This window comes from Peptoniphilus sp., assembly GCF_034090345.1.
Taxonomy (GTDB): Bacteria; Bacillota; Clostridia; order Tissierellales; family Peptoniphilaceae; genus Peptoniphilus.
Map to the genome: position 1 here is coordinate 42,272 of NZ_JAXDSS010000052.1, position 16,751 is coordinate 59,022.

Consider the following 16,751-nt stretch of genomic DNA (forward strand, 5'->3'; position numbering starts at 1 on the left):
CCTCCTAAACTAATGAATTAAACATTTCTCTATAAGTTGGTATATAATTAATCTCTTCTGAAATTCTAAGTTCCAATTCATCAATTATATTTCTAACTTTTTCTAATAACATTGTAGCATCTTTTTGTAATTCTTCGGTAGACTTAAAAATATCTTCATCAGTTTCAAGCCTATCATGTAATTCAATCATTTCTTCTCTTAAATTGTAAAGTTCAGTTATTGAGTCATTAAATAATTCAAGTTCAGCCCTTACAACAGGATTTTCTATTGTATCTAAATACTTTCCATATAAAACGGCTTGTTTCATAGTCATCGGAATAATTTGTTTTTGAATTACTTCTTGCATTGTTCTAAGCTCTAATAGATGAACTTGTTTTATCTCTTCATAAGCTATCTTGTAAATAGCCTCTAACTCAACTTTTGAAAAAATATCTTGCTTGTAGAATATTTCATAGCAGTTTTCATCCTTAACCGCCTTTAAAGCATCAAATAAAGTCTTATGGTTTTTAAGACCTCTTCTGTTAGCTTCTTGAACCCACTCTTCAGAGTAGTTGTCTTTATCATAAATTACTCCACTATATTTTTCCATTCTATCTCTTACAATATTATACACCGTTTCTTTTATATCAACAGCATTCTTTAACTCTTCATACATTCTTTCAAGAGCATCAGCCATTGCAGTGTTTATTACAATATTTAACTCAGCTGCTGATTTAGAACTGCCAAGCATTCTAAATTCAAATTTATTTCCGGTAAATGCTACAGATGCAGTTCTATTTCTATCAGCCTTATCACTTGGAACTTCCCCTAGAGTTTCAATCCTCATAGGTTCAAATTTAGTCTTTGGCTTGTAATTAGTATCACTTATTTTTCTAAATACATCTTCTAAATCTGTGCCTAAAAACATGGACACTATTGCAGGTGGAGCTTCATTTCCTCCCAGTCTATGATCATTTGATACATTTGATGAAGCTATTCTCAAAAGTGTTTGATTTCTATGCACAACTTCTATAAGGGCACTTACAAAAATTAAGAACGGTAAATTTTCTTCAGGATTATCCCCCGGTTCAAAACAATTTAGTCCATAGTTAGTAGCTATTGAGTAGTTGTTGTGCTTACCACTTCCATTTACTCCCTTAAATGGTTTTTCATGTAGCAGACAAACCATATTGTGTTTTTTTGCAACCGACTTTAAAATATCCATACAAAGTTGATTATCATCAACAGCTATATTTACATTTTCAAAAAGAATTGCAACTTCAAATTGTCCAGGAGCAACTTCGTTGTGTTCAGTCTTAGCATAAATTCCCAAACTCCAAAGTTTCTCATCTACTTCACGATAAAATTTTTCAACCCTTTCAGGAATTATACCAAAATAATGGTCTTCAAGTTCTTGAGCCTTAGGTGGTCTCGCTCCAAAAAGAGTTCTCCCAGTGCATGCCAAATCAATTCTCTTGTTATATAAATCTCTATCAATTAAGAAAAATTCTTGCTCGAGTCCAACCTTAACCCTCATTCTGTAAGTATGCTTTTTCTCTAAAATATTCATTATGTCAGAGCCAATTTTTGACAACCTATTTGTTGAAGATAATAATGGTGCTCTAGTATCTAATTTCTCACCTGTAAAAGCAACAAAAACTGTTGGGATATATAAAACATTATCTATTATAAAAGAGTTTGCAGTAACATCCCAGTAAGTATATCCCCTTGCTTCAAATGTAGACCTTATACCTCCGCTTGGAAAAGATGAAGCATCCGGTTCCCCTTTTATCAATTCCTTCCCTGAAAAACGCATAAGGGGTTCATTGTCAGTTCTATCTATAAAAGCCTCCATTTTTTTAGCAGTAAGGCCATTTAGTGGAAAAAACCAATGTGAGTAATGTGTTGCATTATTTTCAATTGCCCATTCTTTCATTGCATGAGCTATGGCATCCGCTGTGTCACGATCTAATTCAAGGTTATTTCTAACTACTTCTTTCCACTTCATATAAACTGAATGAGGTAGTCTTTCTTTCATACGTGCCTTGTTAAACGTCATCTTCCCAAAATTTTCCATCTTGTTCCTCCACTATAATAAATTTTCCATAAAAAACAAAAAATTGGCATAACCAATGCCAATATGAAAAAAAATATTACCCAAGACAAAATCTTGAGGTGTTTTCTTTTATTATATACTCTCAGATTTATTTTATCAAATAGAATTTATCTTTTTATTCTTACAATTATATAATTTAAAACTATATTTTAAATTATATATAAATTTTTAAATCATGTAATTTTCTCTTCAAATATTAATTTAAATCATTGCTCAGATTATATAAACTGTGTTAAACTTTCTAAAAGGAGGCTGTCATGCAAAAGATAATTCTAATGTTTCTATGCTTTATGTTTCCGTCATTTGGATTTATTTATTATTTCTTTTCAACCGAAGATCAAAACAGAGGTTTATATTTAAAAATAAGTTTAGTTTCACTTTTGTTGCGTTTTATATTAGTTATAATGTTACCTATTTTTGGAATTAGCCTTTCATTTATAATTTTAAAACTTATACAGAATTATGGATATTAAAAATCAACCCTCGCTTGGGCTGATTTTTAATTTGTATTAGAATTTTACTCCGTCCCATTCTTTAACATTCTTATTTTTATATACAACTATGTGATAATCAATTTGTGGATCTCGAACAGTTTCTCCTTCAGATTCAATTTCCCAATCTTCATACTCATCTAAATTTGGAAAATATTTTTCTACACGTTCAAATGCTGTATGAGTTTTAGTTATTATCGCCTTTTCACAATAAGGTAAAAACATTTTATACACTTCAGCCCCTCCAATGATTGCAAAATCATCATGGTTCATTTTAGAATATATCTCCATGGCTTTTTCAGGACTGTGTATCACTTCGTATCCTTCCGGATTTATATCACTTCTTGTCAAAATTACATTTCTTCTACCCGGCAATGGCTTCTTATCGGGAAGTGTTTCGTAAGTCTTTCTCCCCATTAAAATCAATTTACCCATAGTAGTTTCTTTAAAAAATTCTAAGTCACTTTTTAAATGCACCAACATATCATTGTCAGCACCTATTCCCCAATTTTCATCTACATTAACTATCGCAAACATACTTACTCCTTAACAAATCAAATTCTTAAATACATTATAACTTAATTTAAAAGTTTAGATTCACCTTTTAATAAAGTTCATAAAAAATAGCAGAGCCTAAACCCTGCTATAAAATATTTTACATACCTGCGTTTAATTTAAGTGCAATATCTAAGAATTTAGTAATTATGAGTGCATTAGTGATATTACTGATGAATCCTCCGATTACCGGAACTACAAAGAATGCTATCTTAGAATATCTGTACTTATCACAAACAGTTTTCATAGTTGTCATTGAAACCGGAACAGCCCCTGTACCGAATCCAAGATGACCTACTGCCATAACTGCTGAATCATAATTCTTACCTAATAATCTGAAAGTTAATAGGTAGACAAATATCAAAATAAATACAACTTGTGCTATTAGAAGCACTACTAATTGTCCGCCTAACCCTGCTAATTGCCACAACTTCATTGTTACAATTGACATAGATACGAACAATCCAAGAGAAAACTCTCCAACTGTATCTAAAGCTTCTAAAATACTATCGTTAACTCTGTTAGTTTTATCTAGGAATAATCTAACCATTATACCTCCAAACATACAACAAACGTGTATTGGGAAGTTTTGTCCGAAATATTTTAGTGTTAAGAAGATAACTTGACCTATACCACAAGCGACCATCAACATATATACAGCTGACATGACTGTTTTTTTGTTGAATAAAATATCAGAAACTGTATCTGTCAAAGTTTTTGAATTGTTATCAAGTTCAGGATCTTCAAAGTGATATTTTTTAACTAAGAAGTTACCAAAAGGTCCACCTAGCATAGAGCCTGCGATAAGACCAAATGTTGCTGCGGCTATTGCAACTTCCATCGCTGCTGATTGTCCGGCTTCAACTGCTATCGGAGCAAAACTTGCAGCATTACCATGTCCACCTGTCATAGGAATTGAACCGGTCATCATTGAAATAAGAGGATTTACTTTTAAAAGCGAACCTACTCCTAAAGCTACCGCATTTTGTCCTGCTGATAATACTGCTGCTAAAATTGCAAAGATTACTACTAGCTTACCACCCTTTTTCAAAAGTGCCATGCTTGCTGCTGTACCACTTGCAGCAAAAAATATACAATAGAACAAAGTATTAACAGTTTTGAAATCAAAATTTGGTTCTAAAATATTTGCATAATATAAAAGCATTGTTATGATTGCTATTGTTGTTCCCCCCACTACCGCTGCAGGTATACAGTATTTTTTAAGTGCCGGGAACTTAGCTCTTAAAAAATCTCCCAAATATATACCTATTACTGCTAAAAATAGGGTCTCAAACATCCCTAGTTCCACTACTGTTCTCTCCATCGATTCCTCCCATTAGTATAATATTTATAAACGCGCTCTTTATTTTACATAATAAATTTTTTAGTGTCAAAATATTTACTATATAAATTTAAAAATTTTTAACAGAGCCAATTTTTTTATACCCTTATGTTTATAAAATTAAATATAGTTTACAAATATTTTTCAATGGCATTTTGTGAATTTAAGTCAGTATAATATATTGGTGGAGTGTCTAGAACAGTATGAGTTCCAAAACTATTATTTTCAAAGAATTTTTGACAAGCTCTTATACACGCTAAATTTACAGAAGCTGTGAAATCAGGATTGCTATCTAACTCAAGTGTAAATTTATAAACTTCCTTTCCATTTGGAGTTTCTCCAACTCTTATCACATGACCTCCGTGAGGCATCACCATATGTTCTCTTTCAAATTCTTCTTGTGATATAAAGTGTACAGTAGTTTCATATTCGTCAAAATAATTTTTCATTGTAACTATTTCTCTTCTTATAGCTTCTTTATCTACACCTTCTTCAGCTACAATAAACACTTCTCTGGAATGAGCTTCGTATGATTTTAAATCGCTCTCTATATTGTATATATCTTCTATAATTTCTTGTTTCGGCAATGTATATTGTACTGCATTCTTTACGCCCGCTATTCTTCTAACTGCGTCGGAATGTCCTTGGCTAACTCCCTTCCCCCAGAATGTGTTAGTATTCCCACGAGGAAGAATGCTTTCTGCCACCATTCTATTTAATGAAAATAAACCTGGGTCCCAGCCTGTTGCAATAAAAGAAACTAAATTATTTTCTTTTGAAATTCTATCCATCTCACTAAAATATTCCGGAATTTTTGCGTGAGTGTCAAATGAGTCCACTGTGTTAAAATTCTTTGCAATCTCAGGTCCCATTTCAGGAATATCTGTTGCCGATCCAAGAGCTAAGACCATAACGTCTATTCTGTCTTTGTAATCTAAAATATTTTTCAAAGACTCCATTCTTTCATTTTTAATAGAATTAGGGTCTCTTCTTGTAAAAATTCTAACAAGTTCCATGTTTTCTTCCAAGTCAATTAAAGCTTCTAGTGACTTTCCTAAATTCCCATATCCAACTATACCTACTCTTATCATCTTTATCCCCTCATTACATCTTTCATATCATAAATTCCATTACTTTTTTCAACTACAAACTCACAAGCTTTTAAAGCTCCGCTTGCAAAAATCTTCTTGGATCCTGCTTGATGCTTTATCTCCAAAACTTCATCAAGCCCTGCAAATATAACCGAGTGTTCTCCAACTATACATCCTGCTCTTACTACCGAAATCCCAACCTCTTCAGCTTTTCGTTTTTCACTTATCTGTGTTCTGTCATACACAGCCTCTGCATTTTCTCGCTCTTCTTTTACTGAGTCAAATAACATTTTCGCCGTTCCCGAAGGTGCGTCAACTTTTTGATTGTGATGTTTTTCTATTATTTCTATATCAAATTCTTTTAAAGCTTTCGTCAATACCTTTATCACTTCGCTCATTACATTCATTCCCATAGAGAAATTTTTAGAATATACAATTGATATTTCTTTCGACAATTCTAAAATTCTGCCCTCTATTTCTGAATCAAGACCTGTTGTTGCAATCACAAGTGGTTTTTTAACTCTTTTTGCAAAACAAAGTACTTCGTTCGCTATGTTTCTATTAGAAAAATCTAAAATCACATCAAATTCTTCTGCTACATCTTCAAATCTATCGTATACTTTTATACCATTGATATCTTTTGACTCAGAAGCATATCCCGCAACAACTTCGTCTGATAAGCTAAGCACTGCATTTCCCATAGCACCAGTTATCCCAACTAAAAATATTTTCATAATCTACCAAGCCCCTTTAAAATTCTTGACATTGTCTCCTTAGTATTCTCACTAGCTTCGTAAAGTGGCAATCTCAAATTACAAGCCTCACAACCCAAAATTTGCATTGCAGCTTTTAATGGAATAGGGCTTGCTTCCATAAATAGTGCGTCTATAAATTCTTTGAACTTAAGTTGAATTTCTCTTGCTTTTAAAATATCTCCATTGAAAAATGCTTCGCACATCTCATGCACTTCCCTTGGAAAAATATTTGCCCAAACTGATATAACTCCTATCCCACCAAGAGATAATAGAGGTAACACTACATCGTCATTTCCTGAATAAATATCAAAATTTCCATCTATCATAGAAGCAACCTTTGTTGTGTATCCCAAATCTCCAGTCGCATCTTTTAGTGCTACAAAATTATTCATCTTTGAAATTTCAACTACACTCTCAGGTGTTATTCCCATTCCGGTTCTACCAGGGACAGAATAAGCTATCATCGGTATGTTTACAGCATTGTCCATCGCTTCATAGTGCTTTAAAAGACCTGTTTGAGAAGTCTTGTTGTAGTACGGTGTAACTTGAAGTAGTGCATCAGCCCCAACATCTTCTATCATCTTGGATAAATTTATTCCGTGTCTTGTGTCATTAGAACCTGCACCGGCTATAACAGGTATTCTTTTATTTACTTTGTCTACTGTAAACTTTACAACTTCAACTTGCTCTTCATCAGTTAAAGTTGATGCCTCACCCGTCGTTCCAGCTATTACAATTGCATCCGTTTTATTTTCCAAATGATACTCCAGTAATTCATCTAACACACCGTAATTTACACTTCCATCTTCATCAAAAGGAGTAACTAAGGCAACTCCACTGCCTCTAAAAATACTCATCTCACACCTCACAGTTCAAACTCACGAATCAATAAACTCATTACCTTTTCTTTTACCAATGTATCTACAATTATTGAAATTGATATTTCAGAAGTTGAAAGTCCGTGGAAATTTATTCCGTTAGAATTTAATAAGTCAAACACTCTTGCTGCAACTCCCGGTTGATTTCTCATCGCATTACCTATTATGCTAACCTTTGAAACATTTTCTACAAATTCAAAATCGTCAGCAACTTTTTCAATTAAATCTCTTTCACCCACAACAGATGTAAATCTTACAAGAGTTTTTCCCTCAGTATCCATCTTCGAAATTATATCTATGTTTACATCTTCCTTAGCCAAATTTAAAAACAGTTCAGCTATAGATTCATTCTTTAAAGTCTTCTTCACTAATAAAATATTATCTTGAACAGATAAATTTGAAATTACACTTTCTTCCACGTTTTCCTCTCCTATATATGTTCCCAATACATTTGCACTATTAAGTGCTACATAAATTCTTATTCCGTACTTTTTAGCAATCTCAACAGACCTTGGGTCTATTATCTTTGCACCTAAATGCGCCATCTCCATAGCTTCATCATAAGATATATTAGATAACTTCTTTGCCTTTCTGTGAAATCTTGGATCAACTGTGTATATCCCATCCACATCAGTATATATTTCACAATCCACCCCAAGTTTCGAAGCTATTGCCACAGCCGAAGTGTCCGAGCCGCCTCTTCCCAAAGTTGAAAAATCTTCTTTAGAATTAATTCCTTGAAACCCTGTGACAATTACAATGTTTTCTTCTGATAGTTCTCGTTCTATCCTCGAAATATTTACATCAACAACTTTTGCAAACCCATATCTTCCTTTAACTTGAAACCCCGCTTGAGCTCCATTTAAAGCTATCGCCTTTTCTCCAATCTCGTTAAGTGCAATTGCAAGCAGAGAAGCTGAAACCATCTCCCCTGTTGCCAGCAACATATCTAGTTCACGTCTTGAAGGATTTTTAGAGAGTGCTCCAACAAGGCTTAGTAGTTCGTCTGTAGTATCTCCCATGGCTGATACTACACAAACTATGTCATTCATTCCGTTTTTTCGACGTTTTAAAATCTCCGCAACTTTTTTTATTTTTTCTATTGTGGCAACCGAACTGCCGCCAAACTTCATAACAACTCTTTTCATAATCCCTCCTTTAAATACAAAAAAACCATGAGCAAAAGCACCATGGTTTACTTTCGCCCCCGATTTATAAAAGCACCTCTATCCAAAAGCGGGCACTCTTAGATAGACAGTTATACGCATATTCTACGCATCCCCAGGTTTCCCTTCGGCGAATTCCCCTTTCATTTCTTACTGATGAAATTCGCAGCCTCTTTTACAATCGTCTGTTTTTTAAATTGTATATACTCTAACACTTAAATATATTAAAGTCAAACTATTTTTTAAATTTATCTATATCTTCAGTAAATTATCTTTAAATCTCTCTCATTAATAATTGTTTTATAAAAAACTCATTGATTCTTATATCCAAACAAAACTCTTAGTGCCATAGCATATTCTTTTTTCCTACTCCCATCTTGAGCAAATTCTATCACCCAATCTAATTCCTTACAAAATTGGATACTACAACCCGTGTTATCTTTGTTGTATAAAGAGCATTTAGCAAATCCTTTACAAGCTGCATCTAAATCATCAATAGGATTTTTATCCCATCCATTATTATCTTTTCCACAAAAATTCCCATATATTACTTTCTTAGATACATTATTATCTTCTGTTTCTTCTAAATTTCTAAATTCCCAAACATCAGCTAAATCATTTACTAAATTTCCTAAATTTATTACTTTTTCTCTAACTCTATCTTTTTTAGCTTTTTCTAAGTTGAAGTATCTCTCTCCATTCTCTTCAACCATATATTTTGAAACATCACTCATAATTTTTTTATCACTATTATAATATTTCATATAAACTTTACTAAATCCTATAGCAAATATAATTATAAATAATCCTATATAAACAATAGTTCTCTTTGATAGATTTTTCATATTTCCTCCTAAGTACTATCAATAAATTCTACCATATTTCCCTAATCACTATTTTTATGGTATCACTGTATATTTTAAATAAATTTTAATACATCTAAATTTTTTATAAAGTTAGATAATCACATAAATTACACTATATAACTTCTTTATAATAAATAACCTTGAGAATTCGTTTTCATTGATCTGATATAGATTATATCATAAACCTTTTATTATGATTATTTACTAAATATTCATCTTTCTTTTAAATATAAAAACTGGCTTATAATTAAATTATAGGCCAATTTTTATATTTTTGATTTTATAAACAAAGTTTATTTTTTCAATTTATCTATTCTTTGGTAAATTTTCCTTAAACACTTGCAACACTTCTTTTGGCTCGTCAATTTTATAAATTCGCGCCGGATTTTTATTCTCATCTAAATCAGTTCCACTGAACCAAATAGCTACTTTTATCTTGTCAAACTTTTTCAACGATTCAAACATATCTCTAGTCCACTTGACTTTATCTCCTCCAACTGTTGAAGAAGAAAACTCTGTTATCATAAGTGGTTTATCGTACGAATTTACCATTTTTTTGTAAAGTGGTGTGTATAGTTCATCAAATGTCTCCCATTTTTCAAATGAATAATAATTTCCCGTATTATAAAGTGTCATTCCAACGATGTCATATTTATCAGCACTTGGTCTGTATTCTGAACCGTCATTGTATTTAAAATTTGGAAAATTTCTTCCATTTGGATTAAAAACATATAATATATATGAATTTGCTCCTTCTTCTTCAAATATTTTGTAGATATAATTATAAAATTCCCTGTAAATATCAGAATCAAGTCCTGTATTATAAGCTGAATAAGCGCACCAATCCCCATTCATCTCATTTCCTATTCTAAATAAAATAGGTAACTTCTTAACTTTTATCATTCGTGCAAGTTCTCTGAAATAATCTTCATATTTCCCATCTAAAACATCATAGGTTTGATTTTCTCCGTCCACTATTTGAGATTGGAAAGTTAACTCCACTGTCTTTTCTTGTATCATAGCAACATCAAGCGCATCTTTTACTTGAGAATTTGGAAAACTAAAATCATGATACACCAATGCATATTTAAATTTGTGTCCTATTTCTGACTCCACAATTGTAGTATCTGTAAATCTCCAAAAATCCACTGAATACAGTCCCCAAGTTGTCGGGTGCTCTGAATTAAAATCTTTTTGATATAATTCCAATGTCTTCTTATCGAGAAGTCTGTCAAAATTTCCATCTTTCATGCTGTTCGGCACTTTTTCAGGAGTTTTAGGATTTTTTGCAATGTCAAATTTAATTGATTCCACCATTGGCATAACCAATTTTTCATTTATCGGTGTGCTACTCTTAATCATAACTGTAAGAGCTTTCTCTCCTAAATTTTTAAACAGTATCATGTAATTAGGCTTATCATTTTCAACTTCACTCAAATGTTGTCTTGTGAACTTTATTTTGTGTATATTCCCAAATTTTGTGCTGACTTTTCCATCGAATGAAACTTTGTGTTCCTTGGTGTTTCTTATTCCTCTTAGTGAATAGTACTCATATGTTTCATAGTTGAAATCTTTGTTCAAGTCCTGAATAAAAATTTTCATATTTATATCAAAAAAGTTAATTTCTGTAGACAGCAAATTTGTCTTCATTTCGATTTCAGAATTTGCCGGCACTTGAATTCTATAACCATCTTGATAATTTTTCAGCCATTTTGTGTGATCATTTATCTTTTCTGTGTCAAAATTTGATGCGAAAATTTTTGTTGGAATCAACATAAAGATAAATACAATTAAAATAATTTTAGTTATAATTTTGTTCATACGCCCTCCTCATACTATAGAAAGTATACTTGAATTAACACACTTTTGAAAGCCTTTAAAATAAAAGAACTCTCCAACTTTTAAAAATTGGAGAGCGTAATAAAATCATTTTATTATTTTTCTATTTCCATCATCTTGTCAATTCTTCTTTGATGTCTGCCACCTTCAAATTCTTCTGATAAAAATTCATCAACTATTAGCTTTGCAAGGTCTTCGCCAACAACTCTAGCACCAACTGCAATTATCTGAGCATTATTGTGTCTTACGCTCATCTTTGCTGAATATGGTTCTGAGCATACGCAAGCTCTAATTCCCTTTACTTTGTTCGCAGAAATTGAAATTCCAACTCCTGTTCCACAAATTAAAACTCCTTTTTCAACTTCTTCAGTTAAAATTGCATTTGCAACAGCTTTCCCATAGTCCGGATAATCTACCGAACCAAGAGAATGAGTTCCGTAGTCCACAACTTCATATCCTTTAGCTTCTAAATGTTCTTTCAATTTTACTTTTAATTCAAATCCTGCGTGGTCTGATCCCATTCCAATTTTCATTAATTCACCTTATTCCTTAAATTTCTCTTAGCAATATAATCCTCTAAATTATCTGCAACTGCATTCCCCATTTCAAGTCTTGCCTCTTCTGTTGCATTTCCCAGATGTGGAGCCAATACAACACTATCTAATTCAAGTAATCCTGCTGTAACATTTGGCTCAAATTCATATACATCAAGTGCTGCTGAACGTATATCTTTATTTTTTAGAGCTTCTACAAGAGCTTTCTCGTCAACCAAAGGTCCTCTTGCTGCATTTATTAAATGTGCCGTAGACTTCATCATCTTAAATTCTCTTTCCCCTATCATATGCTTTAACTCAGGAGAAAAAGCAGTGTGTAGAGACAAGAAATCCGATTTTTTTATCACTTCATCCTTAGATAAATACTCTATTCCTAAAGCTTCTACGTCTTCTTTTCTATTTCTTGAATAGTAAATTACATTCATATCAAATGCCAATGCTCTCTTCGCAAGATTTTTGCCTATATTCCCCATGCCTATTATACCAAGAGTTTTCCCTTTCAGTTCCTCTCCAAGAAAATAAGTCGGTCTCCAGCCAAAGAATTTACCTTCCCTTAAATCCTTTTCGCCTTGTACTATCTTTCTGGCAGTTGCAAGCATTAGAGCAAAAGAAAGTTCAGCAGTGGAAACTGCAGATGACGGTGCGGGAGCATTTGTCACATCAATTCCATTCTCCGCTGCAGCTTTTATATCCACATTGTCATATCCCGCACCATAGTTTGCAACTAACTTCAAATTCTTAGCATTCTCACTCTCTAAAACTTCTCTTGTTATCTTATCTGAAAGCGGACATATCAAGACCTCTACACCTTTAAGTCTTTCGACTATCTCATCATTTTTTAACGGTATATTAGAATCTTCATAATCAACTTCACACAAATTTTCAATTCTCTGTAAAATTTCTTTAGGTACTCTACTTGTTATAAAAACTTTCAATTCAGCCTCCTATTTTACCTTTCATATCTTCAACGTGAGTTAAATCTATAGCTTCAAAATTTTCTACAATTAGCTTTTTAGAGAATAAACTCTTTTTCAATGTTATTATAAAATCATTTCCTATAAGTTCTTCAGCCTTTAGACCTATATAAATTTTTTTATCTTCATAGTGTTTTACAACATAATTTTTCTCATCAATTATTCCACTTCCAAAACTTACATTCATATCAAATTTTGGATTTACAGCATTTGCACAACATGATCCCACCCTGTTAAATGAAATTTCAGAATTAATAACTACATAATCAGCATTATTTTTATTTAAATACTCCATTGCTTCTCTACTTATTTTCAACCTATCACGACCTTTTATTTAACTTTCATACCTCGCCATAAACCAATCTTCACAATTCAGTTTTTCAATTAAGGCTTCTCTTGATACCTTTTCAGTCTTAAATATCTTATATTCTCCAATAACTTCTTCAGATTCAACTTCAATATCTAAACTAAAATCTTTCGGAACTCTAACATAGTATTTGGCATTTATTTCATTGCTACAAACTAAATTACTATCTGTTTTAACTTTTAATGCAGCTCCTCTTAATACTTCAATAATATCTGAAACTATGGCATTACCAGTTGGCAAACTTCCAGCTCCTTGCCCTTTAAAGACAAGCGAAGAATAATTCTCCCCAAAAATTTCCACGCTATTATCTGCCCCTTCAATGTTGTATAAATTATCCCTTTCATCTAAGACCACAGGCTCTACAACAGCTGAAAAACATTCCTCTTCTATTATACTCTCTGCCAGTAGCTTAACCTTTAAATTTTTAGACTTTAAATATTTGATATCTGTATCATTTATCTTAGATATACCAAATCTCAAGATATCTTCGTTTTTTACAATACCATTAAAGGCAATAGTAGATAATATTGTCAATTTTCTAAGAGTGTCTACCCCTTCCACATCATCGTACGGGTCACTTTCTGCATATCCAAGTTCTTGAGCAGCTTTTAAAACTTCTGAATAAGATTTTGCTTCATTATACATTCTACTCAATAAATAGTTGGACGTTCCGTTTAAAATTCCTCGCACTCTATTTATTTTATTTATTATTACTTGGCTTTTTAATGGAGTTATTACTGGAATACTTCCCCCAACAGCAGCTTCATATAAAAATGATACCCCATTTTTATCAGCTAACTTATTAAACTCCTCAAAATATTCACTTACAACTGCTTTATTAGCTGAAACAACGTGTTTTTTATTTTCAAGAGCTCTTTTTATATACTCATAACTTGATTTTAAATCTCCTGTCATCTCAACAATTAAACTTATATCTTCATCATCTACAATTTCATTAAAATCAGAAGTGAAAATCGCTCTTCCATCTTCTGTGGTTCCACTTACATTTCTTCTCAATATTTTTTTTACTGTTACTTTATCGCCTACAAAGTACTCTATTTCACTTTTCTTTTTATTAATTATCTTGTATGCACCTTTCCCAACAGTGCCGTATCCTAAAAATGCTATATTTATCATCAAATTTTCCCTTTCTCTTTTGGATTTATTATACCACTCATTTAAAATTATAAGTATAAGTTAATGAATATATGATATTGAAAAATAGTTATTATAATGCTAAAATACTTAAAAAGACGGGAGGAAATAGATGATAAATTTAGCAATACTTGGTGCGACAGGGCTTGTCGGACAAAAAATGAGAAGAATTTTAGCTGAGAGAAACTTTAAATTTGATAATATATTCTTCTTTGCTTCAAAAAATTCTGCTGGGCAAGATATCTATTTTAAAGGCAAAAAATATACCATAATTGAATTAAATGAAGAAAATTTGTTAAATAATAATATTAATTATGCTCTTTCAGCACTTGATTCTCCGCTTGCAAAAATATATGTTAACTTAGCTGCTGAAAACGGAATAACTGTTGTAGATAACTCTTCAGCTTTTAGAATGGATCCTGAAGTTCCTCTTGTGGTACCTGAAATAAATCCGGAAGAAGCTTTAAAGGGAAACGGAATTATAGCAAATCCTAATTGCTCTACAATACAATCTGTAGTTGCTCTTAACCCTATATACAAAAATTTTGGAATAAAGAGAATTATATATACTACTTATCAAGCAGTTGCAGGGAGCGGAGTAAATGGAATTGATGATCTAAAATTAGGAGATTGGGGTGGAAAAAATAAATTTTATCCTTACCAAATCTCGCACAATGCAATTCCCCACATAGATGATTTTACTGAAGATGGATATTCTAAAGAAGAACTTAAGATGGTAAATGAAAGTCGTAAGATTTTATCTGACGACTCTCTAAAAATAACTGCCACTGCTGTTAGAATACCTGTGTTTGAAAGTCATATGGTAAATATTGTAGTGGAAACCGAAAAACCATTTGAAGTTGAAGAAATTTTTAACATCTTCAAAAATTCAGAAGGTATTGTTTTACAAGATGATGTAAAAAATAATATCTATCCTATGCCAATAACTGCAACAGGAAAAGATGAAGTCTTCGTTGGTAGAATAAGACGTGACCATTCTGTTGAAAATGGTATAAACTTTATGTGCGTTTCAGATAACACAAGAAAAGGCGCGGCACTAAACGCAATACAAATTCTTGAATATGTAATAGAGCATAAATAATTATGGGTTTGAGTGTATCTCAAGCCTTTTTATTTTATCAACTCCTTATGATAATATTAATTAAAAGTAGGTGAATTATGAAAAAATTTTTTGAATCGTATTACATCCCATCAGAAATAAAGGGAATATTAAAAAAAAGAGACCCATCTTCACACAAGGGAACTTATGGAAAAATCGGAATAATCGCCGGGTCAAAAGGTATGACCGGTTCAGCATATCTTGCAAGTAATGCAGCTATTAGAACCGGATCAGGTCTTGTGTACAATGTTGTTTCAAAAGATATTTTAGATATTATGACAATAAAATATGTAGAGCCAATTGCAAAAAGTTTTGATAATTTAGATTCAATGTTAGAATTTTTGCAAAATTTAAATTCAATTTGTATAGGTCCCGGAATTGGAACAGAAAGAGAAGCCGAAGAAATATTACAAACTATCCTAACTTTAGAAAAACCAATCCTCATAGATGCAGATGGAATAAACTTGCTTGCCAAAAATTTAGACTTGCTAAAGACGAGGACATATCCAACCCTACTCACTCCGCATACAGTTGAATTTTCAAGACTTACCGGATTTTCTCCTGAATACATAAATGAAAATCGATTGGAATCTGCTAAAAAGTTTGTAAATGAATATAATTCAATTTTAGTTTTAAAGGGAAATAAAAGCATTGTTGTTTCAAAAGATTATACTTATATTAATAATTCAGGCAACCCAGGTATGGCAACCGCCGGTTCAGGAGATGTCCTATCAGGTATAATTACCTCACTCCTTGGAAGAAATATTGAACCATTTGCTGCAACCAAGCTTGGAGTGTTTATTCACGGAATGGCAGGAGATTTTGCCGCAGAAAAATTGAGCATGGACTCTATGATTGCTTCTGACATAATAGACAATTTACATAAAGTTTTTAAAATAGAAGAGCTATATTAAATTTTTAATCCAACCTTGTAGATTAAATTCATACTACAGGGTTGATTTACATTTCAAAACAAAATAGAGAGGCATTTACCTCTCCACTTTAGAAAACTCACATCCACAATAATCTTGTCTGTAAAGTCCATATTCCTCTGAAAGTTCTGTCGAACGTTTAAACCCATTTTTCTTTTTAAAATCCGAATACAAATATTTTACATTATATTCTGTTTCAAGTCCTTTGCCTATTGAATTTAATGCCTCTGCATTTTTATAGGGACTTATTGAAAGTGTTGTAGTAAAATATTCAAACCCATTTTCAGCTGCATACTCGGCAGTTTTTTCAAGACGTTGTCTATAACATTTCATACATCTTGCTCCACCTTCCGGAGCTTCTTCAAGACCCTCTGCAATTTCTAAAAACTCATCGTGGTTATAGTCTAAAACTTTTACATCTACACTCCACCCACAATCGCTCACAAGTCTATTAAGTTCTTCTGCCCTTCTGATAAACTCAACATCAGTGTCCATATTTGGATTATAAAACAACACACATATATCAAAATATTCTACCATTCTCTCTATTACAGCTGATGAACATGGAGCA

Annotated in this window: 17 protein-coding genes and 1 riboswitch; of the genes, 3 read left to right on the top strand and 14 right to left on the bottom strand. The window is 32.1% G+C overall.

The features are described from left to right. Positions 1-4 precede the first annotated feature (4 nt). Positions 5-2,056: a glutamine synthetase III gene (locus SOR77_RS04480; protein ID WP_320635983.1), complete on the bottom strand. Its 2,052-nt coding sequence runs from the start codon at positions 2,054-2,056 to the stop codon at positions 5-7. Positions 2,057-2,352: 296 nt separating this feature from the next. Here SOR77_RS04480 and SOR77_RS04485 point away from each other — a divergent pair, with 296 nt between their 5' ends. Further along, on the top strand, positions 2,353-2,568 hold the full coding sequence (locus SOR77_RS04485; protein ID WP_320635984.1) for a hypothetical protein: 216 nt from the start codon (positions 2,353-2,355) through the stop codon (positions 2,566-2,568). A gap of 36 nt (positions 2,569-2,604) precedes the next feature. Here SOR77_RS04485 and SOR77_RS04490 read toward each other — a convergent pair whose 3' ends face one another. The 12 genes from SOR77_RS04490 to SOR77_RS04545 all read right to left on the bottom strand — a co-directional run bounded on the left by SOR77_RS04490 (position 2,605) and on the right by SOR77_RS04545 (position 14,110). Beyond that, positions 2,605-3,123 carry a dihydrofolate reductase gene (locus SOR77_RS04490; protein ID WP_320635985.1) on the bottom strand — a complete coding sequence of 173 codons (519 nt, stop codon included), beginning with the start codon at positions 3,121-3,123 and terminating at the stop codon, positions 2,605-2,607. Between the two features lie 118 nt (positions 3,124-3,241). After that, complete coding sequence (locus SOR77_RS04495) at positions 3,242-4,465, bottom strand: sodium/glutamate symporter (RefSeq protein WP_320635986.1); 1,224 nt, start codon at positions 4,463-4,465, stop codon at positions 3,242-3,244. 149 nt (positions 4,466-4,614) lie between these two features. Next, positions 4,615-5,574: a diaminopimelate dehydrogenase gene (locus SOR77_RS04500; protein WP_320635987.1), complete on the bottom strand. Its 960-nt coding sequence runs from the start codon at positions 5,572-5,574 to the stop codon at positions 4,615-4,617. A 2-nt stretch (positions 5,575-5,576) separates the two neighbouring features. Continuing rightward, entirely contained in the window at positions 5,577-6,308 is a 732-nt protein-coding gene (gene dapB, locus SOR77_RS04505; RefSeq protein ID WP_320635988.1) for a 4-hydroxy-tetrahydrodipicolinate reductase, read from the bottom strand. After that, positions 6,305-7,186, bottom strand: coding sequence for a 4-hydroxy-tetrahydrodipicolinate synthase (dapA, locus tag SOR77_RS04510; protein ID WP_320635989.1), 882 nt, complete (start codon positions 7,184-7,186; stop codon positions 6,305-6,307). The genes dapB and dapA overlap by 4 nt, the downstream gene beginning before the upstream one ends. Positions 7,187-7,194: 8 nt before the next feature. Further along, positions 7,195-8,355, bottom strand: a complete 1,161-nt coding sequence (locus SOR77_RS04515) for an aspartate kinase (RefSeq protein ID WP_320635990.1) — start codon at positions 8,353-8,355, stop codon at positions 7,195-7,197. A 62-nt stretch (positions 8,356-8,417) separates the two neighbouring features. Then, positions 8,418-8,556, bottom strand: a riboswitch (Lysine riboswitch). 128 nt (positions 8,557-8,684) lie between these two features. Further along, complete coding sequence (locus SOR77_RS04520) at positions 8,685-9,218, bottom strand: hypothetical protein (RefSeq protein WP_004821016.1); 534 nt, start codon at positions 9,216-9,218, stop codon at positions 8,685-8,687. Between the two features lie 327 nt (positions 9,219-9,545). After that, positions 9,546-11,060 carry a glycoside hydrolase family 26 protein gene (locus SOR77_RS04525; RefSeq protein ID WP_320635991.1) on the bottom strand — a complete coding sequence of 505 codons (1,515 nt, stop codon included), beginning with the start codon at positions 11,058-11,060 and terminating at the stop codon, positions 9,546-9,548. Between the two features lie 113 nt (positions 11,061-11,173). Beyond that, positions 11,174-11,611: a ribose 5-phosphate isomerase B gene (rpiB, locus tag SOR77_RS04530; protein ID WP_320635992.1), complete on the bottom strand. Its 438-nt coding sequence runs from the start codon at positions 11,609-11,611 to the stop codon at positions 11,174-11,176. Further along, complete coding sequence (locus tag SOR77_RS04535; protein ID WP_320635993.1) at positions 11,611-12,567, bottom strand: NAD(P)-dependent oxidoreductase; 957 nt, start codon at positions 12,565-12,567, stop codon at positions 11,611-11,613. The genes rpiB and SOR77_RS04535 overlap by 1 nt, the downstream gene beginning before the upstream one ends. Position 12,568: 1 nt before the next feature. Next, the gene (locus SOR77_RS04540; RefSeq protein ID WP_320635994.1) at positions 12,569-12,922 is read right to left on the bottom strand and encodes a hypothetical protein; all 354 of its coding nucleotides are present in this window, start codon (positions 12,920-12,922) and stop codon (positions 12,569-12,571) included. 18 nt (positions 12,923-12,940) lie between these two features. Further along, complete coding sequence (locus tag SOR77_RS04545) at positions 12,941-14,110, bottom strand: homoserine dehydrogenase (protein WP_320635995.1); 1,170 nt, start codon at positions 14,108-14,110, stop codon at positions 12,941-12,943. Between the two features lie 130 nt (positions 14,111-14,240). On the opposite strand from SOR77_RS04545, the gene SOR77_RS04550 reads away from it, so the two are divergent. Further along, on the top strand, positions 14,241-15,230 hold the full coding sequence (locus SOR77_RS04550; RefSeq protein ID WP_320635996.1) for an aspartate-semialdehyde dehydrogenase: 990 nt from the start codon (positions 14,241-14,243) through the stop codon (positions 15,228-15,230). Between the two features lie 77 nt (positions 15,231-15,307). Next, entirely contained in the window at positions 15,308-16,162 is an 855-nt protein-coding gene (locus tag SOR77_RS04555) for an NAD(P)H-hydrate dehydratase (protein WP_320635997.1), read from the top strand. A 75-nt stretch (positions 16,163-16,237) separates the two neighbouring features. Here SOR77_RS04555 and SOR77_RS04560 read toward each other — a convergent pair. Next, the coding region (locus tag SOR77_RS04560; protein WP_320635998.1) for an epoxyqueuosine reductase QueH at positions 16,238-16,751 on the bottom strand (514 nt) is incomplete at its 5' end.